Genomic DNA, 16699 nt, shown 5'->3' with positions numbered 1-16699 from the left:
CACATGACCCAGCGCGACCTGCACGCGGAACTGCACAGACTGCTGGCGCGGATCGATCTGCTCGGCGCGCGCATGCAGCGCCTGCAGGAAGAAAACCGCAGCCTGCGCCAGCAGGTGGAGCAGCTCAGCAACGAACGCGCCCAGCTTCTGGCCAAGCAGGAGCAGGCCCGCAGCCGGGTGGAAGCCATGATCAGCCGGTTGAAATCGCTGGAGCAGCACACGTGAGCGAACCGGTCACCGTCCGTATCCTCGACCGCGAGTACACCGTCGGCGTCGAACCCGGCGAGCGCGACTCGTTGATGGCCGCCGCCCGCCTACTGGATGCACGCATGCGCGAGCTGCGCGGCGGCAATCGCATGGTGGCCGCCGACCGGCTGGCCGTCCTCACCGCGCTGAACCTGGCCCACGAACTGCTGCAAGGCGGCGGTGGCAACAGCACCGGGGCTGACCCGTTCGCGCTGATCGACGAGGCCAACCGCAAGCTGGACGCCTTGCTGGCCTGAGCGTGCCTAGCGCCACTTCCGCACCACCGCACACGGGCTATACTGTGCTCGTCCTCTGCCGTGAGCGACAGCGTGCGCAACATTCGCCTTGTCCCTTAATGACGACCCTGGGAGCGCAACGGCAGCCGGGAGTGCATGTCCGCCATGAGCGGAAAGCCCGATGGTTGCCCAGCGTCCCCACTTGAACCTCGGGTTCAAGGTCGTTCCGCACGCATCGCCACGGCGGAGACGTTTTTGCCTTTTCTGTCGCCGGATCGCCGCCGCGTGAATCCTTCCTCTGAACGCGCCGCGCTGCGCAAGACGCTCCGGCAACGCCGTCGCCAGCTTTCGCCGGGTCAGCGCATCGCTGGCGCCGAGGCCCTGGCCGACCGCCTGCTTGCCCTGCCCGATCTACCCGCAACCGGCTATGTCGCCGGCTACTGGGCAACGGATGGTGAAATCGGCCTGCATGCCTTCCAGATTCGGCTGCCGGCGGGGCTGATCTATTGCCTGCCCCTGCTGCATGCCGATGGCACGCTGCGATTTGCCCCGTGGCGACCGGGCGATCCGCTGGTCACCAATCGCTACGGCATCCCGGAACCGGACGTCCATGCCGAGGGCGCGCTGATGGCTGCCGACATGCATCTGCTGGTGATGCCGCTGGTGGGTTTCACCGCGCAATGCCAGCGGCTGGGCATGGGTGGCGGCTGGTACGATCGCACCCTGGCCTTTCGGCGCGAGCGCCCGGCACCGCCCCTGCTGGTCGGCGTCGGGTTCGACGAACAGCAGACCGCGCCGATTGCCGATGCCCCCTGGGACATCCACCCCGACCTGATCTGCACCCCGACCCGCACCCTGCACCGCTGTCCTTCCGCATGAGCCCCGTCCGCAGGAAAACCTGGCTGATGAAATCCGAGCCGTCGGCGTTTTCGATCGACGATCTGGCCCGGGTCGGCAGCGAGCCCTGGAATGGCGTGCGCAACTATCAGGCGCGCAACTTCATGCGCCAGATGCAGATCGGTGACAGCGTGCTGTTCTACCACTCCAACTGCCCGCGCCCGGGCATTTACGGGCTGGCGGAAGTGGCAAGCCTGGCCTATCCGGACCCGACCCAGTTCGACCCGGCCAGTCCCTACTATGACCCCAAGGCCACCCCGGCCCAGCCACGTTGGGATCTGGTGGACGTGCGCTACCTGCGCCATCTGCGCCGGCCGATCACCTTGGACGAGATCCGTCGCCATGCCGATGCGCTGGGCGAGGATTTCGCGCTGATCCGCAAAGGGTCGCGCCTGTCGGTGCTGCCGGTCAGCCCCGCCCAGGCCCGTCTGTTGCTCTCACTGGAATCCGTCGATGTCTGAACTGAAGAAACTGGCGGCCGAGAAGGCCATGGACTATGTCGAAGACGGCATGGTGGTCGGCGTTGGCACCGGCTCCACGGTGGCCTACTTCATCAATGCCCTGGCCGCCCGCAAAGACCGCATCGCCGGTGCCGTGTCCAGCTCCGAACAGAGCACGGCGCGGCTGCGCGCGCACGGCATCGAGGTGCTCGACCTCAATGCCACCGGGCCGCTGCCTCTGTACGTCGACGGTGCCGACGAATGCGATCCGCACAAACGCCTGATCAAGGGTGGCGGCGCCGCGCTGACCCGCGAGAAGATCATTGCCGAAGCCAGCGCACGCTTTGTCTGCATCATCGACCCCAGCAAGCAGGTGGACGTGCTGGGCCGCTTTCCGTTGCCGGTGGAGGTGATCCCGATGGCGCGCAGCCTGGTGGCGCGCGAGATCCTGCGCATGACCGGCGGTCAGCCGGTGTGGCGGGATGCGGTGGTGACCGACAACGGCAACTGGATCCTCGATGTGCACGGTCTTGCCATCACCGACCCGGTGGGGCTGGAGCGCGAGCTCAATCAGATCCCGGGCGTGGTCAGCGTCGGCCTGTTCGCACGCCGACCGGCCGATGTGGTGATCGTCGGCGGCCAGCCCCCCCGGCTGTTCTGACCCGGCCCGCCGTCCGGCGCCTGTGGCTGAACGGCGCATGGCGAGCGCATCAAAATATGTACCGCCTAGTTTAGTATAAAACCATGTCCAGCCCGTCGCCGTCCCGACCTGCCACCAAAACCGCAAGCCCCGGCCGTCCCAAGGATCTGGCCAAACGCGCGGCCATCCTCGAGGCGGCCAAACGACTGTTCGTGCAGCAGGGCCTGGAGCGGGTCAGCATGGACCAGATCGCCGCGGAAGCCGGTGTCTCCAAACTCACCGTCTACAGCCACTTCGGCGACAAGGATCGGCTGTTTGCCGAGGCCATCCGTGCGCACTGCGAGCAGAACATGCCCACCCGGCTGTTCGACCCTGCCCCGGGGACACCGCTGCGGGCGCAACTGACCGCCATCGGCGAGGCGTTTTTCGCCATGGTGATGAGCCCAGACGCAATCGCCGGCCACCGCATCCTGTGCTCACCCCAGCTGGCCGGCACCGCCCTGGCCCGGCTGGCCTGGCAGGCCGGGCCGGCGCGAACCCAGGCGGCATTTGCCGAGCTGCTGCGCCACCATATCGCTGCGGGCGCGCTGGACATCGCCGATCCTGTCCGTGCCGCTGGCCATTTCTTCGCCTTGCTCAAAGGCGATCTGCACACCCAGGCGGTGCTGGGTTGCCAGGATGCCGCCTGCCAGCAGGCCGCCCGTGCCCACGTGGACAGCGTGGTCGATCTGTTCCTGCGCGCCTACGGAGTTCCCGGCCATGGCCGCCATTGAACCTTTACGCCGCGCCGGTGACTTCCGGCACTGCGTGCTGGTGTATCAGCACGCCCACACTGCCGACAGGTTTCCGGTCGCCCACTGCAATCCCAGGTTTTTCTTCAGCCACTCCCGTCAAGTCCCATGAACATCGATTTCGCCCGTGCCCGTGAAACCATGGTGGAACAGCAACTGCGCCCGTGGGAGGTGTTCGACGTCCGCGTGCTCGACACCCTGCTGGCCGTACCGCGCGAGGCCTTCGTGCCGGAAGCCGTGCGCGCCCTGGCCTACGCCGACCTGGCGCTGCCGATCGGCCATGGCGAGGTCATGATGAAACCGGTGCTGGAAGCGCGTGCCCTGCAGGCGCTTGCCATCGCGCCCCATGAAAGCGTGCTGGAGATCGGCACCGGCAGCGGCTACCTGACCGCCTGTCTGGCCCGGCTCGGCCGTGAGGTGGTCAGTCTCGAACGCCATGCCGACCTGGCCGAGGCCGCGCAAGCCCGGCTGGCAGCGCAGGGCATCGGCAATGCCACGGTGCATACCGCCGATGCCTTCCAGTGGACACCGGGGCGCAGCTTCGACGTGATCTGTGTCACTGGCGCGGTCGCCGAGATCCCGGCACGCTTCATCGACTGGCTGGCGCAGGACGGACGCATGTTCGTCGTGCACGGTCGCTCGCCGGTGATGGAGGCCGCGCGCGTGCATCGCAACGTCAACGGCGTGCGTATCGAGTCGTTGTTCGAAACCGACCTCCCCTATCTGGTGGGCGCTGAACCCGCGCCCGTCTTCACCTTGTGATGACTTATCGAGGATTCCCCATGTCGCGCCGCCTGCTTGCCCTTGCCATCTCCGCACTCCTGCTGCCCGCCGCGGCGCAGGCCGACGATCTGTTGCAGACCTACCAGCACGCGCGCAACAACGACCCGCAATACGCCAGCGCCGAAGCCAGCCGCGCCATTTCCGCGGAACTGCCGGTGCGCGCACGCGCCGCACTCCTGCCCAGCCTGGGCGGCAGCGTCGGCAGCACCCGGATCGACAACGCCAGCACCGGCGGCCCGATCCGCACCGGCTCCTGGGGCGTCAGCCTGCAACAGTCGCTGTTCAACTTCGGCAACTACAAAGCACTGCAGGGCGCACGGGCGCAGGATCGTGCTGGCGGCTTCTCCCTGGCGGCGGCCGGGCAGGACCTGATCACCCGCACTGCCGCGGCCTATTTCAACGTGCTGGTGCAACTGGAAAGCCTGGCTGCCGCCGAGGCCGCCGAAGCCGCGCTGAAGAAGCAGTTCGACTTCGCCAGCAAGCGGCTGGAAGTGGGCTTGGCACCGATCACCGACGTGTACGAGGCACGCGCCCAGTACGACGCCGCCCGCGCCAACACGCTGCTGGCGCGCAATGCCGCCCAGGATGCCTATCAGGCCCTGCTGCAGATCACCAATGTCCCCGCCGGCAACCTCAAAGGCCTGCCTGACGACTTCCAGCCCAGCCTGCCGACCACGCAGGATGTCAACGGCTGGATCGCCACTGCACTGGCCAACAACCCCACCCTGCAGGCGCAGCAGGCCAGCCTGGAGGCCGCCGAAGCCAACGTCGGCGTTGCCCGCGCCGGGCATCTGCCCAGCCTCGGCCTGCAGGCGACCTACGGCAAGGCCATTCCCAGTCTGTATGACCCGCCCTTTCTCGGCAGCAACAAGGCATCGACCAGCGTCGGGATCACCCTGAACATTCCGCTGTTCGCCGGCGGCGCGGTTCAGTCCGGCGTCCGCAGCGCGCTGGCCCAGCGTGATGCTGCCGCCGAGGCGGTGGAGCAGACCAAGCGCGGCATCGAACGCAACGTGCGCGCCGCCTGGCAGGCGGTGATGGCCGGCATCAGCGAGGTCGAGGCACGTCGGCAGGCGGTGCTGTCCGCCCAGAAAGCCTACGACGCCTCGCAGGTCGGGCTGGAAGTGGGCACCCGCACCGTGCTCGACGTCTTGACCAACCAGCGCAACCTGCTGGCCGCGCAGCAGGCCTATGCCCAGGCCAAATACAGCTTCCTGCTCAGCCGGCTGCAGCTGGAACAGGCCGCCGGCACCCTGGACATCGCCGATCTGGAAGACATCAACCGGCTGTTGACCACCGACAAGCCGATCGACCCCAGCATCGCCGCCCGCTAAGGCAGGCCGGGCCAAAGGACTCTCCGCCCTGTGCGGAGAGTCGCCAACCCGCGTACGACGTCAGCGCCGCGGCAGCAGCGGCGTGACCAGCGCCAGCGTGCGCGCCAGGGCGCCGCGCCCGTCCTTAAGCAGTTGCAGCGCGGCCTGGGCCATCCGCTGCCGCAACACCGGCGCATCGAACAGTGTCTGCAGCGCCTGGCCAAGCGCCTGGGCGTCCGTCACCACCTGCATCGCCCCGGCCTCACGCAGACGGCGGGAGATATCGGCGAAGTTGTGCAGGTGCGGGCCGCTGAGAATGGCGGTGCCGGTCGCCGCCGGTTCCAGCAGGTTGTGGCCACCGACCGGCTGCAGGCTGCCGCCGACGAAGGCCACCTCGGCGCAGGCGTAGAACTTGAGCAATTCGCCCAGAGTATCGATCACGAACACGTCGGTCTGCGCCTGCGGCCAGCCGTCCACGCTGCGACGGGCCACGCCATACCCGGCATCAGCCGCCCGCTGCGCCACCGCGGCAAATCGCTCCGGATGGCGCGGTGCCCACAGCAGCAACGCATCGGCATGGCGCTCGCGCAGCCGGGCGTGCGCCTGCAGCACCGCCGCTTCTTCGTCCTCGTGCGTGCTGGCGGCGATCCATACCGGCCGGTCCCGGCCCAGCGCGGCGCGGAAGTCAGCAACGAACGCCGCCGCCTCTACCGGCGGCAGGTCGAACTTGAGATTGCCGGTGGTGTGCACCCGCGCCGGATCGGCCCCCAGCGCCAGAAACCGCTGGCCATCGTCGGCGGACTGGGCCGCGATCAGCGCCACTCCGCCGAGCGCACGGCGCAGCAGGGGCCGCAGCAGGCGATACCCACGCAACGATCGCGCCGACAGACGGGCGTTGAGGATGCAGGTCGGCACCCCGCGGTCACGACAGCCAAACAGCAGGTTCGGCCACAGCTCGGTTTCCACGATCAGCGCCAGCGCTGGCCGGAAATGCCGGAGAAAGCGCGCCACCGCGCCGGGCAGATCGTAGGGCAGATAGACATGGGCCACGGCATCTCCCCACAGCGCCCGCACCCGTTCCGAACCGGTGGGGGTGATGGTGGTGACCACCAGCCGCAGCTGCGGATGCTCGGCGCGCAGGCGATCGATCAGCGGGGCCGCAGCATTGACCTCGCCCACCGAGACCGCGTGCACCCACACCGGCGCCGGCTGGCCCGGCTGTGCATAGCTGGCATAGCGCTCGTCCCAGCGGTGGAAATAGGCACGCTGGCGAAAACCGCGCCAGATCAGGTGGTACAGGGTGATCGGCAACAGCAGGTAGAGCGCGGCCGAGTACAGGCCGCGCAGCACGTGTTCGGTCAGGTCGGCCCGCATGTGCACAGGATAGCCGGCCGGGCTGGCCCGGTAGAATCCCTGCATGGCCGATCTCCCGCCCCGCCCACCGTTTTCACCGCGCCTGTGGCTGCACTGGCTGGGCGTCGGGCTGGCCATGGCCGCGGCACGCCTGCCGGTGCCGCTGCAGCACGCGCTGGGCCGCCTGCTGGGCGCGCTGGCGCGGTGGCTACTCCCCAGCCGCCGTCGCGCCGCCCGCATCAATCTGGCCCTGTGCCTGCCGGAGCTTGATGAGGCTGCACGCGAAGCCCTGCTCCGCGCGCACTTCCGCGATGTCGGCATCGGCCTGTTCGAGTTCGCGCGGGCCTGGTGGGGCGAGATCGCGCCAATCCGCGCCAACGCCCAGATCGAAGGGCTGGAGATCCTGCAGCGGCTGCGCGAGGAAGGCCGCGGCATCCTGCTGGTGTCCGGTCATTTCATGACCCTGGAACTGTGCGGGCGGCTGCTATGCGACCACGTCCCGCTGGCCGGGATGTACCGCCCGCACCGCAGCCCGGTGCTGGAGTGGGCCGTCCTGCGCGGCCGCCTGCGCTATGCCCGGGCGATGTTTGCCAACCACAACACCCGTGCCGCCCTGCGCTACCTCAAGCATGGCGGCATCCTGTGGTATGCGCCGGATCAGGACATGCGCGGCAAGGACACCGTGTACGCGCCGTTTTTTGGCGTTCCGGCCGCCACCATCACCGCCACCCACCAGTTCGCGCGTCTGACCGGTTGTGCCGTGGTGCCGTTCTTCCACCGCCGTGAAGGCTCGCGTTATGTGCTGCGCATCGGCGAACCGCTGACGCCTTTCCCCAGCGACGACGTGGTGGCCGATTGCACCCGGGTCAACGCCGCCATCGAAGCCATGGTGCGGCAGGCGCCCAGCCAGTACCTATGGTTGCACCGGCGCTTCAAGCGCCAGCCCGACGGGCGCTCGCGCTACGACTGATCACTGGCCTCGACCCGCCCCCACAGGCTGCCGGCATACAGCCCGGCCAGCAGCAGCACCACGCCCCCCCAGAAGGTGGAATGCACCGCCAGATGGGTATTGAGCGGAAACACCGCCGCCACCAGCGCCAGCAACGCCGGGAAGGTCTGCGCGCGGGCATCCGCATCGGCATGACGCCAGGCCCGCCAGGCCAACGCGACCCCGGCCAGCCACAGCAGCAGACCGAGCGTGCCGGTTTCGCTGGCCACTTCCAGCACCAGCTGGTGCGCATGCAGCGCCGTGCCAGTGCCCCAGGCAGGCGATACACCGGGCTGTGGATCGCAGGCGGCAAACGCCGCCCGGAAACCGCGCACGCCCACCCCGTTGACCGGATGCTGTGTCCACATGCACAGCGCCGCCGACCAGATCCGAAGCCGCCCGGACAGCGCCGCATCCGCCGTCTGCGGCTGCAGCACCAGGGCACTGCGCTGCACCCGTTCCTGCAGCGATGGTGACAGCACGACCAGCGTGGCCAGCCCCAGCATCATCGCGACCACGGTCGCCAGCACGCCGCGCCGTCCCCACTGCCGCGCCGCCAGCCAGAGCAGCACCAGGGCGTAACTCACCCAGGCCGCACGGGCACCCGCCAGCAGGATCACCCCCCCAATCGCCACGGCCACCAGCACGCTGCCGACGGCACCCAGCCGCTGATATGCCCAGCACAAGGCAAATGGGGCCAGACAGGCCAGCACGATTCCGAGCTTCGGGTTGCAGGGGCCGAACACCCCACTCAACCGCCCAGGCGCGATCACGTCCTGCGGCCGGCACCACGGCTGCCCCGCCAGCAGCCGGTGGCCGTGCTCCAGCAACCAGAACAGCGGGCTGGTTCCGATCGCCACGGCCACCAGCGCATCCAGCGTCCATGCCAGCGCAATCAGGCCAAGCCCCGCGAACACCCGCCGACGTCCGTCCGCACCGGCCACCGCCAGCGCCGCCAGCCACAGCAGCGGCAGGGCCAGCAGGCCGGCCAGCACCTTGCGCAGGGCGGCAAGCGGCACCAATGCATCCGGCAGGGACACCAGCTGCGGCAGCCAGTAGGCGGCAAACAGCACCGTCGCCAGCGCCCAGGCCGGAACGGCCATGTAACGGCTCGCCCCCCTGAACCGGGTGTGCAGCAGATGCCCAAGCAACCCCAGCGCCCCCAGCCCGAGCACCCCCGCCGACAGGCCCGGCAGCGGCCACAGCGCCACCGCCAGCAGCACCCAGGCAGGCGCCCAGCGCAGGATCCATGCCGGTGAGGCGGTAGATGCAGGCGCGGTCATCACGTCACCACCGACTGATAGAGGGCCAGCGTGGCCGCCTGCATCGCCTGCAAGGTGTACGGCAGGGTCGCAGGCAACACCGGCGTCTGCCTGCAGAACGCGCGGGCGCGCTCGAGCAGGGCCTGCTGATCAAACGGCGGCAGCGCCCCCGCAGGGAAGCAGGCGTCCAGCAGTTCGCCCACCCCGCCATGGCGCCAGCCGAGCACCGGGCGGCCCACCGCCAGGGCTTCCAGCACGGTGCGACCGAAGGCTTCCGGCCGGCGCGACAGCTGCAGTACCAGATCGCTGGCGGCATACGCCTCAGGCATGTCTGCCACCGGCGCGGTGCAGGCCAGCGCCCCGGCCACACCGGCTTCTTGCGCCATCTGTTCGAGTGACCGGTGATAGCGTGCGCGCCCGCCCTGCACCACACCCGCCAGCCACAGGCGCGCATCGACACCTTCGGCGCGCAGCGCAGCCAGCAGGGTGATGGCATCGGCGTGGCCTTTCAGACGCGTACCACGCCCCGGTAGAAGCAACAGCGGCCCGGTGCCGCCCAGCGCCGGATAGCGCCCGGCAATCCGGGCCCGTGCCTGCGGATCGGGCGCCGGGGTGCGGGCAAAGACGGCTGGATCGATCCCGCGCGGGATCACCACCAGTCGCTGTGGCTCCAGCCCCGGATAGTGGCGCAGCAGGTACTCCCGCACCGTCTGCGACACACAGATCACGCGCTCGCCGCGGGTCATGATGGCGCTGTAGCGTGACGGCGAGTTCAGCCCATGCACGGTGGTGAGAAAGTGCGGCCGCCGCGTGCCCAGACCGCGCAGGGCCCACCAGCCCATCCAGGCGGGCAGGCGCGAACGTGCGTGCACGATGTCGGCATTGGCCAGTTGCCGCCGCAGCGCCGGCAAGGTTTGCAATACCGAGAGTGACTTGCGCCCGATCGGAAGCCTGACATGGCAAGCCCCGATCGCTTCCAGCGCCGGCAGCAACCGGCCGCCCGCCGATACCACGGTGGCGCGATGCCCGGCCTGAACCAGGGCCTGGGCGATTTCCAGGGTGGAGCGCTCAACGCCGCCGGCATCGAGCGCCGGCAGCAGCTGGATGACATGCAGGCGACGCACGCCGGCCGTCGTGGTCAGTCCACCAGGACGTACTCGTTGCCGCAGTACGGGCAGACGCTGCGTCCACCTTCCTCGACGATGGGCAGATAGACACGCGGATGTTCGTTCCACACCGCATGTTCGGGCAGCGGGCAGGACAGGGGCAGATCGGCGCGGTGCACCTGCCAGGTCTTCTGGGCCTTCGCGGCGGATGGGGTCGGGGAGGGGGACACGGCCATGGTCTTTGCAATCCTTACAGTGCGGCCCGCATGGGCCTGCCGGACGCCGCGAACGCGGGCACGCCGGCACCCGCGCAGTGTACCGCAGCACCCGCCCCCACCGGGCACCTCATGCTGGCAGCGTGAACAGCAGCACCTCGCTGTCGTCGGCCAGCCCCTGCAACTGCAGTGACCCGTGTTCGCCCACCCACCCCAGCGCATCGCCGGCGGCCAGCCGCTGCTGGCCGACGGCGACCGTCCCGCTGGCCACGTGCAGCCAGTACCGGTGCGCCGGGTCGAGCTCGGCCGACAGCCGCGCCTGCGCCTGCAGCCGGGCCGCCCGCAGCCAGGCCTGCTGACGGATCGGCAAGCCACCCTCGGCACCGTCCGGCGCTGCCAGACACACCCAGCGCCCGCGCCGCTGCTCCGGTGGAAACGGCCGACTGGCATAAGCCGGGGCATAGTTGAGCCGGTCCGGCTGCAGCCAGATTTGCAAAAAATGCACCGGTGCGTCTGTGGATGCGTTGTATTCGCTGTGTTCGATGCCGTGACCGGCGCTCATCCACTGCACCTCTCCGGCACGGATCACGCCCTCGTTGCCGGTGCTGTCACGGTGCGCCAACGCCCCTGACAGCACCACGCTCAGGATTTCCATATTGGCGTGTCGATGCGGGGCAAACCCACCGCCGGGGGCGACGGTGTCCTCGTTGATGACGCGCAGCACGCCAAAGCCCATCCAGGCCGGATCGTAGTAGTGGCCGAAGGAAAAGGTATGCCGGCTGTGCAGCCAGTCCAGGTGCACCTCGCCGCGTGCGGCGGAGGGTCGCTGCAGGATCATCGCGGCCTCCTGCTCACTCGATCCGGCAGGCTTCGTCGAACGGCAGCCGCGGCGAGCGCGGGAACAGGCTGGCGGGGTCGCCGTACCCAAGGTTGACCAGAATGTTGGAACGAATCGAGGTGCCGGCGAAGAACGCCTCGTCCACCTTGGCATTGTCGAAGCCGGTCATCGGCCCGCAGTCCAGCCCCAGCGCGCGCGCAGCCAGGATCAGGTAGGCCGTCTGCAGGGCACTGTTGCGCATCGCCACCCAGGCCAGCTCGGCCGCATCGCGATGCTCGAACCAGGCCTTGGCGTCGGTGTGCGGGAACAGCACCGGCAGCTTCTCGTAGAAGCGCATGTCATAGCCGACGATGGCGGTCACCGGCGCTTCCATGGTTTTTTTGTAGTTCCCCTCGGACAGCGCCGGGCCAAGCTTGGCCTTGGCCTCCTTCGACTTGACGAACACAATCCGCGCCGGGGTGGTGTTGGCCTCGGTGGGGCCAAACTTCATCAGGTCATACAGCCGGCGCAGGGTCTCGTCCGACACGTCGCCGGTGAAGGCGTTGTAGGTTCGGGCGGTGCGGAACAACTGGTCGAGGGCGGCATCGTTCAGAGGGGCGTGCATGTCAGGGTTCACTCCATCGAGTCGAAAACACGGGCTGACAGTGTATGGCGCCATTGCCGCAGGCAATATCCCCTGATCGAAACGGATTGACGCCACCCATGCAACGATCGACCCCCGCAGCCCCAAGCTGCCTGGCCGTGCACGACGGTCGCGCCGGCCACGCCCGCCAGGCGCAGGCCTTGGCCTGCCTGCTCGCCCCAGGCGCCGGCGCGCTGTGTCTGACACCGCGCCCGCCCTGGCGCTGGGTGGCCCCACGCCTGTTGCCCGGGGCGGCCCAGGGGTTCGACCCTGGCCTGCATCCGCTGTTGCGGCAACCTCCGCGACTGGCCGTAGGCTGCGGCCGCCAGGCGGCCCTGGCCACCCGCCTGCTGCGCCGTGCCGGCAGCCAGGTGGTGCAGGTGCTGGATCCCCGCCTCCCCGCGCGGCATTGGGATGCGCTGGTGGTGCCGATGCACGACCGGCTGCGCGGCGACAACGTGCTGACCCTGCATGGCAGCCTGCATCCGGTGGACGACCGTTGGCTGCAGCACGCCGCCGCGGCATTTCCGCAGGGCGCACAGTTGCCGGCACCGCGCACCGTGCTCCTGGTGGGTGGCCCGACCCGGCATGCCCCCCTGACAACACCGGCCTTCCTGGCCCTGCTGACGCGGCTGGCGGCACAGACGCGGGCAGAAGGCGGCAGCTTCAGCGTGGTGGTCTCGCCACGCACCCCACCCGACTGGGCGCAGGCACTGGCCCGGATCGACCCCGCCCTGCCGGGGCTGCGCTGGCGCGGGCCTGCCGACGGCCCCAACCCCTACGCCGGGCTGCTGGCGCACGCCGATCGTCTGATCTGCACGCCGGACTCGGTGAACATGCTCAGCGAAGCAGCGGCCACCGCTGCCCCGCTGTTTGTCTGGCAACCCGCATGCGTCCGTGGCCGACCCCGGCATTTCCTCGCTCACCTGCTGGGCAGTGACCGGGCAAAACCGCTGGATGACACGCTGGCGGCGTATCCGGTGCAGCCACTGCGCGAACCCGAACGCATCGCCTCGCAGCTGCGGCAGTGGCTTGGGCTTGCATAAGGCCGCTCGCGTCGGTCACGGATGGGCGACCAGGCCTCCTCAACACACCCGCCGCAGCGCGTTCAATCCGTTGCCAGCAGCGGCGCTGTCGCCGCCCGGATCACTGCCAGCGCCTGTGCCACTTGCGCATCGCTGCGCGGTGCCCGGCGTGGACGCCGATCCAGGGTGCAGCGCAGGCCCGCCTGCAGCAGGGTGGCGTGGGCGGCGCGCAAGGCGGCATGAGTGTCGGCATCGAAGCAGCCGGCGGCGTGCGCCGCCGCCAGCAGATCGGCGGTATTGCGCGGCGTGCGCAACCCAGGCTGCGTGTGCGCATCGCGCAATACCAGGTACTGCAGCAGAAACTCCAGATCGACCAGGCCGCCTTCGCCCTGCTTGAGATCGACCATGTGGGCATCACTGCGATCCAGTTCCGCACGCATCCTGCGCCGCATCGCGGCCACGTCGGCGGCCAGCCGCTGCTGATCCCGTGGTTGCGCCAACACGTCTGCGCGCAGCGTCTCGAACGCCTGCGCAAGCCCGGCATCTCCCGCCACCACCCGTGCCCGCACCAGCGCCTGATGCTCCCAGGTCCAGGCGCGCTGACGCTGGTAGTCACTGAAGCTGGCCAGGCTGGACACCAACAGCCCCTTGGCACCGTCCGGACGCAGCCGCATATCAACATCAAACAACCGACCGGCACCCGTCCGCACACCCAGCAGGGCAACCAGCTTCTGCCCGAGCCGGGCATACCAGCGCGGCGCATCCAGCGGTCGCGGGCCGTCCGACACGACGTCGTCAGGGGCATCGTAGAGAAACACCAGGTCGAGGTCGGAGCCAAAGCCCAGCTCTTCCCCGCCAAGCGTGCCGTAGCCCAGCACGGCGAACCGGCCGCCGGGGATGCGGCCATGCGCCTCGCGCAGCCCCGCCTCCGCCAGTTGCAATGTGCAGGTCACCACCGCATCGGCCAGCCAGGCCAGCCGGCGCGCGCAATCGCCGGCGTCGATCCGCGCATCCAGCAGCGCCAACGCAAACCTGAAGCTCAGCGCCTGGCGCACCTCATTGAGCGCATCCAGCGACGCCTCCACGTCGTCCATGCGCAGCGCCGCCTGACACTGCGCCCGAATCGCTGCCGCGTCCGGCAGAGCGCCACCGATACGCACGTCCAGCAGTTCATCCAGTAGCAGCGGATATGCCGCCAACCGTTCACCCAGCAGGGCGCTGCGAGCCAGGGTATCCATCAGCCGCGACAGCGCGGCCGGCTGCTCGTCCAACAGCGCCAGATAGCTGGCGCGCCGCAGCAGGGTCTGCAACAGCGGCAGCACCCGGCGTAGCACTAAATCGGGTGCGGACGTGGCCGCCGCACGCGCCAACAGCGCCGGCAGCACGCGATCCAGCCGAGCGCGGGCGGCATCGGACAGCTCACGCACACCGGGGCTGCGGGCAAAATCGCGCAACAGCCCATGCAACGCTTCCGGTTCGGCAAACCCGGCATCTGCCAGCATGGCGGGCTGCGCATGGTCAGGCAGTGCCCGCCAGTAGTCGGCCATCCCGGAATCCCCGCCGGCACGCGCCCGCCGCGCCGCCAGCAAGGCATCGAACTCCTCGCTGACCCGGGCGCGATGGCGGTCAAGCGCGTCCCGCAACGCCGCCCAGTCCGGATACCCCAGCCCACAGGCGATACGCGCACACACGACCGGGTCGGTGGGCAGGGCATGGGTTTGCGCATCGGCCAGCATCTGCAGGCGGTTTTCCAGCCGCCGCAGAAACCGGTACGCCTCGACCAGGCCCGCAGCCGTGGCAACGGGCAAGTGCCCGGCCTCGGCCAGCGCCTGCAAGGCCGGCAACAGACCACGCCGACACAGCGCCGGCTCGCGGCCACCGCGGATCAGTTGCAGGGCCTGGACCAGGAACTCGATCTCGCGGATGCCGCCAGGACCGCGTTTGATGTCGTCCGCCAGCTCCTTGCGTGCCACTTCGGCGGCGATCATCGCTTTCATCGCGCGCAGCCCATCCAGCGCGCCATAGTCGAGATAGCGGCGATAGACGAACGGCCGCAGTGTCTCCAGCAAACGCGCACCGGCGTCGAGATCACCGGCCACCGGACGCGCCTTCTGCCACGCGTAGCGCTCCCAATCACGCCCTTCGCGCTGGAAATAGGCCTCCATCGCCGCAAACGACAGCGCCACGCGACCGGCGCTGCCAAATGGTCGCAGCCTGAGGTCAACACGGTGGCAAAACCCGTCGGCGGTCACCTCATCCAGCAGTTTGGCCAGCTGCTGGCCCAGACGCGCGAAATAGTCCTGCGCATGCAGCGCACGCGCGCCATCGGACTCCCCTTCCTGCGCGTAGGCGTACACCAGATCGACGTCGGAACTGAAGTTGAGCTCGCGCCCACCGAGCTTGCCAAGCCCGAACACCACCAGCCGCTGCGGCGTGCCGTCACTGGCGCGCACGATGCCGAAACGACGGGCGAAGTCGGCCTCCAGCGCATTGAGCGCCACCTGCAGACAGGTGTCCGCCAGCGCACTGCTGCCGGCCAGGATCTCCTCCACGTCCACGCCTTCGACCACGTCGCGCCACACCAGCCGGGCGGATTCCGCCTGCCGGTAGCGCCGCAGCTGGCGCGCCCAGTCGCCGGGCGTATCAGGTGCCAGCAGCGGCGGCGACAATGGCGTGGCCGCATCGGCCTGCAGCGTCGCCAGCAGCGTGGGCTGGCGCGTCAATACGTCGATCGCGAAATCGCTGGCGATTGCCAGGCGCTGCACGGCATCCTGCTGAGCAGGCTCCAGCACAGCACCGGCGGCCTGCACCCGCGCACAGGCGCGGGCGGCAAGCTCGGCAATCACCGGATCATCGGAACATGGCGTCATACGCCGATTGTGGCATCCAGGCGCTTGCGCATGTCGTCGTTGCCGCAGATTACAGCGATCCGAACAGTGTCAGGCCGGGACCTGCCTTGTGAGCGGGCGATCAGCGCGCACTGCCTTCCGCCCTCCACCATGCTTGTCAACTTAGCTACAAGAAGTTCCCGTCACTTTGAACGCTTGCCGCCAGGCACACCGTCCACGTCGCGCATGCTCTGCTTCTGCCTCCCCGCCTCGTGCGACGCTGAAGGCAACACAATGCGCAATGACGCTGACTTGCGCATCTCCTGCAGCCATCGCAGGAACCCAGCCTGCCGGTGATCGTTCAGATCGGCCCGCTGCTCGAAATCGGCAATCCACTGCTCAGGAACTTTTCCCGTGATCGCTCCCTCGGACAGGATGCGATACATGTAGCCACGTCCATCATCGGGAAACTCGCGCACCAGTCGCTCAATATAAGGCCGCGCCCGCAAGCCTCCCTCTTTCGGCGAGAGTCCGGCTTCGAACATCCACATCCTTACAACCTCATCCAGACTGGAGTGCAGGTAATCCGAATCCTGCATCGCCAGCTGGTAGTGCTTGTCTGCCTCATCGAAGCGCTTGGTGTAAAGGCTACTGACCGCCAGGTAGTAGTGGCCTGCGGCTTTCTCTGGCTCATCGGCCACCGCAAGCGCCGCATAACGCCGCGCCATGGAAGGCTCCAAGTCCACCAGCATGCGGGCGATGTTTACATTGACCCACCACCCGCCCTCCCTGAAGCGGACCACCTGCAACAGGCTCAATCGCGATTCCAGTGGAAACGGTTCATGTCTGATGGGGAGCATGGAGCCAAGGGTGACGGGGTAGATGCCTGAGCTTGGCGCACAGCAGGTAGCTGATGGCGATCAGGTTGGCGTCAGTGCGATAGCCCTTGGCGCGGGCCTTGGCGGCCTGGATCTGGGCGTTGAAGGCCTCGACCTGGCCGTTGGACAGGCCGGTGTCGAAATGCCGCAGGATGCCGGTGAGGTGGTCGCGGATGGTGGCACCGAGCTTCTTGAAGGGCGTCAGCCGACACCGTCGTGCCCAAGAGACCCACTTTCG

At 68.7% G+C, this 16699-nt stretch carries 19 protein-coding genes and 1 other RNA gene; 11 read left to right on the top strand and 9 right to left on the bottom strand.

Annotated features, from left to right (window positions below):
- Window positions 1–3 precede the first annotated feature (3 nt).
- From BUA29_RS07400 to BUA29_RS07360, 9 genes are all read left to right on the top strand, one after another.
- Window positions 4–225, top strand: coding sequence for a TIGR02449 family protein (locus BUA29_RS07400; RefSeq protein WP_072755972.1), 222 nt, complete (start codon window positions 4–6; stop codon window positions 223–225).
- Complete coding sequence (locus BUA29_RS07395) at window positions 222–503, top strand: cell division protein ZapA (RefSeq protein ID WP_072755971.1); 282 nt, start codon at window positions 222–224, stop codon at window positions 501–503. The genes BUA29_RS07400 and BUA29_RS07395 overlap by 4 nt, the downstream gene beginning before the upstream one ends.
- Before the next feature lie 49 nt (window positions 504–552).
- Window positions 553–735, top strand: a non-coding RNA gene (gene ssrS / locus BUA29_RS07390) — 6S RNA.
- A 32-nt stretch (window positions 736–767) separates the two neighbouring features.
- Complete coding sequence (locus BUA29_RS07385) at window positions 768–1361, top strand: 5-formyltetrahydrofolate cyclo-ligase (protein WP_072755996.1); 594 nt, start codon at window positions 768–770, stop codon at window positions 1359–1361.
- On the top strand, window positions 1358–1840 hold the full coding sequence (locus BUA29_RS07380; RefSeq protein WP_072755970.1) for an EVE domain-containing protein: 483 nt from the start codon (window positions 1358–1360) through the stop codon (window positions 1838–1840). Before BUA29_RS07385 ends, BUA29_RS07380 begins: the two co-directional genes overlap by 4 nt.
- The gene (gene rpiA / locus BUA29_RS07375) at window positions 1833–2480 is read left to right on the top strand and encodes a ribose-5-phosphate isomerase RpiA (protein WP_072755969.1); all 648 of its coding nucleotides are present in this window, start codon (window positions 1833–1835) and stop codon (window positions 2478–2480) included. Before BUA29_RS07380 ends, rpiA begins: the two co-directional genes overlap by 8 nt.
- Before the next feature lie 83 nt (window positions 2481–2563).
- Window positions 2564–3232, top strand: a complete 669-nt coding sequence (locus BUA29_RS07370) for a TetR/AcrR family transcriptional regulator (RefSeq protein ID WP_072755968.1) — start codon at window positions 2564–2566, stop codon at window positions 3230–3232.
- A 126-nt stretch (window positions 3233–3358) separates the two neighbouring features.
- On the top strand, window positions 3359–4012 hold the full coding sequence (locus BUA29_RS07365) for a protein-L-isoaspartate O-methyltransferase family protein (RefSeq protein WP_072755967.1): 654 nt from the start codon (window positions 3359–3361) through the stop codon (window positions 4010–4012).
- A gap of 20 nt (window positions 4013–4032) precedes the next feature.
- On the top strand, window positions 4033–5367 hold the full coding sequence (locus BUA29_RS07360) for a TolC family outer membrane protein (RefSeq protein ID WP_072755966.1): 1335 nt from the start codon (window positions 4033–4035) through the stop codon (window positions 5365–5367).
- 60 nt (window positions 5368–5427) lie between these two features.
- Here BUA29_RS07360 and waaA read toward each other — a convergent pair whose 3' ends face one another.
- Complete coding sequence (gene waaA, locus BUA29_RS07355; protein ID WP_072755995.1) at window positions 5428–6720, bottom strand: lipid IV(A) 3-deoxy-D-manno-octulosonic acid transferase; 1293 nt, start codon at window positions 6718–6720, stop codon at window positions 5428–5430.
- Window positions 6721–6763: 43 nt separating this feature from the next.
- On the opposite strand from waaA, the gene lpxL reads away from it, so the two are divergent.
- A complete protein-coding gene (gene lpxL / locus BUA29_RS07350) occupies window positions 6764–7669 on the top strand; it encodes an LpxL/LpxP family Kdo(2)-lipid IV(A) lauroyl/palmitoleoyl acyltransferase (protein WP_072755965.1) in 906 nt (301 codons plus the stop codon).
- Here lpxL and BUA29_RS07345 read toward each other — a convergent pair.
- The 5 genes from BUA29_RS07345 to BUA29_RS07325 form a co-directional block, all read right to left on the bottom strand.
- Window positions 7660–8970, bottom strand: a complete 1311-nt coding sequence (locus BUA29_RS07345; RefSeq protein WP_072755964.1) for an O-antigen ligase family protein — start codon at window positions 8968–8970, stop codon at window positions 7660–7662. The two genes, lpxL and BUA29_RS07345, sit on opposite strands and share 10 nt — an antisense overlap.
- The gene (locus BUA29_RS07340) at window positions 8970–10073 is read right to left on the bottom strand and encodes a glycosyltransferase (RefSeq protein WP_072755963.1); all 1104 of its coding nucleotides are present in this window, start codon (window positions 10071–10073) and stop codon (window positions 8970–8972) included. Before BUA29_RS07340 ends, BUA29_RS07345 begins: the two co-directional genes overlap by 1 nt.
- A 14-nt stretch (window positions 10074–10087) precedes the next feature.
- A complete protein-coding gene (locus BUA29_RS07335; protein ID WP_072755962.1) occupies window positions 10088–10291 on the bottom strand; it encodes a zinc-finger domain-containing protein in 204 nt (67 codons plus the stop codon).
- A 109-nt stretch (window positions 10292–10400) separates the two neighbouring features.
- The gene (locus BUA29_RS07330; protein WP_072755961.1) at window positions 10401–11108 is read right to left on the bottom strand and encodes a pirin family protein; all 708 of its coding nucleotides are present in this window, start codon (window positions 11106–11108) and stop codon (window positions 10401–10403) included.
- A 13-nt stretch (window positions 11109–11121) separates the two neighbouring features.
- Complete coding sequence (locus tag BUA29_RS07325; protein ID WP_072755960.1) at window positions 11122–11712, bottom strand: malonic semialdehyde reductase; 591 nt, start codon at window positions 11710–11712, stop codon at window positions 11122–11124.
- 98 nt (window positions 11713–11810) lie between these two features.
- On the opposite strand from BUA29_RS07325, the gene BUA29_RS07320 reads away from it, so the two are divergent.
- The gene (locus tag BUA29_RS07320) at window positions 11811–12776 is read left to right on the top strand and encodes a mitochondrial fission ELM1 family protein (protein ID WP_072755959.1); all 966 of its coding nucleotides are present in this window, start codon (window positions 11811–11813) and stop codon (window positions 12774–12776) included.
- A 62-nt stretch (window positions 12777–12838) separates the two neighbouring features.
- On the opposite strand, the gene glnE is transcribed toward BUA29_RS07320, so the two are convergent.
- The 3 genes from glnE to BUA29_RS07300 form a co-directional block, all read right to left on the bottom strand.
- A complete protein-coding gene (glnE, locus tag BUA29_RS07315; RefSeq protein WP_072755958.1) occupies window positions 12839–15625 on the bottom strand; it encodes a bifunctional [glutamate--ammonia ligase]-adenylyl-L-tyrosine phosphorylase/[glutamate--ammonia-ligase] adenylyltransferase in 2787 nt (928 codons plus the stop codon).
- 161 nt (window positions 15626–15786) lie between these two features.
- Complete coding sequence (locus BUA29_RS07310; RefSeq protein WP_178137904.1) at window positions 15787–16443, bottom strand: hypothetical protein; 657 nt, start codon at window positions 16441–16443, stop codon at window positions 15787–15789.
- Window positions 16424–16699 (bottom strand): transposase (locus BUA29_RS07300; protein WP_143148848.1); only part of this gene is annotated, 276 nt, incomplete at its 5' end. The genes BUA29_RS07310 and BUA29_RS07300, both read right to left, overlap by 20 nt.

Source organism: Thermomonas hydrothermalis, assembly GCF_900129205.1.
In the GTDB taxonomy this organism is placed as follows: domain Bacteria; phylum Pseudomonadota; class Gammaproteobacteria; order Xanthomonadales; family Xanthomonadaceae; genus Thermomonas; species Thermomonas hydrothermalis.
The sequence above is the reverse complement of the archived record's forward strand: the minus strand, read 5'-3'. Positions and strand labels throughout refer to the sequence as shown.

Excerpts from the sequence above, each read along its gene's own strand:
- BUA29_RS07400 (WP_072755972.1), top strand. The coding sequence starts at position 4 with ATGACCCAGCGCGACCTGCACGCGGAACTGCACAGACTGCTGGCGCGG.
- BUA29_RS07380 (WP_072755970.1), top strand. The coding sequence starts at position 1,358 with ATGAGCCCCGTCCGCAGGAAAACCTGGCTGATGAAATCCGAGCCGTCG.
- rpiA (WP_072755969.1), top strand. The coding sequence starts at position 1,833 with ATGTCTGAACTGAAGAAACTGGCGGCCGAGAAGGCCATGGACTATGTC.
- BUA29_RS07370 (WP_072755968.1), top strand. The coding sequence starts at position 2,564 with ATGTCCAGCCCGTCGCCGTCCCGACCTGCCACCAAAACCGCAAGCCCC.
- BUA29_RS07365 (WP_072755967.1), top strand. The coding sequence starts at position 3,359 with ATGAACATCGATTTCGCCCGTGCCCGTGAAACCATGGTGGAACAGCAA.
- BUA29_RS07360 (WP_072755966.1), top strand. The coding sequence starts at position 4,033 with ATGTCGCGCCGCCTGCTTGCCCTTGCCATCTCCGCACTCCTGCTGCCC.
- waaA (WP_072755995.1), bottom strand. The coding sequence starts at position 6,720 with ATGCGGGCCGACCTGACCGAACACGTGCTGCGCGGCCTGTACTCGGCC.
- lpxL (WP_072755965.1), top strand. The coding sequence starts at position 6,764 with ATGGCCGATCTCCCGCCCCGCCCACCGTTTTCACCGCGCCTGTGGCTG.
- BUA29_RS07345 (WP_072755964.1), bottom strand. The coding sequence starts at position 8,970 with ATGACCGCGCCTGCATCTACCGCCTCACCGGCATGGATCCTGCGCTGG.
- BUA29_RS07335 (WP_072755962.1), bottom strand. The coding sequence starts at position 10,291 with ATGGCCGTGTCCCCCTCCCCGACCCCATCCGCCGCGAAGGCCCAGAAG.
- BUA29_RS07330 (WP_072755961.1), bottom strand. The coding sequence starts at position 11,108 with ATGATCCTGCAGCGACCCTCCGCCGCACGCGGCGAGGTGCACCTGGAC.
- BUA29_RS07325 (WP_072755960.1), bottom strand. The coding sequence starts at position 11,712 with ATGCACGCCCCTCTGAACGATGCCGCCCTCGACCAGTTGTTCCGCACC.
- BUA29_RS07320 (WP_072755959.1), top strand. The coding sequence starts at position 11,811 with ATGCAACGATCGACCCCCGCAGCCCCAAGCTGCCTGGCCGTGCACGAC.
- glnE (WP_072755958.1), bottom strand. The coding sequence starts at position 15,625 with ATGACGCCATGTTCCGATGATCCGGTGATTGCCGAGCTTGCCGCCCGC.
- BUA29_RS07310 (WP_178137904.1), bottom strand. The coding sequence starts at position 16,443 with ATGCTCCCCATCAGACATGAACCGTTTCCACTGGAATCGCGATTGAGC.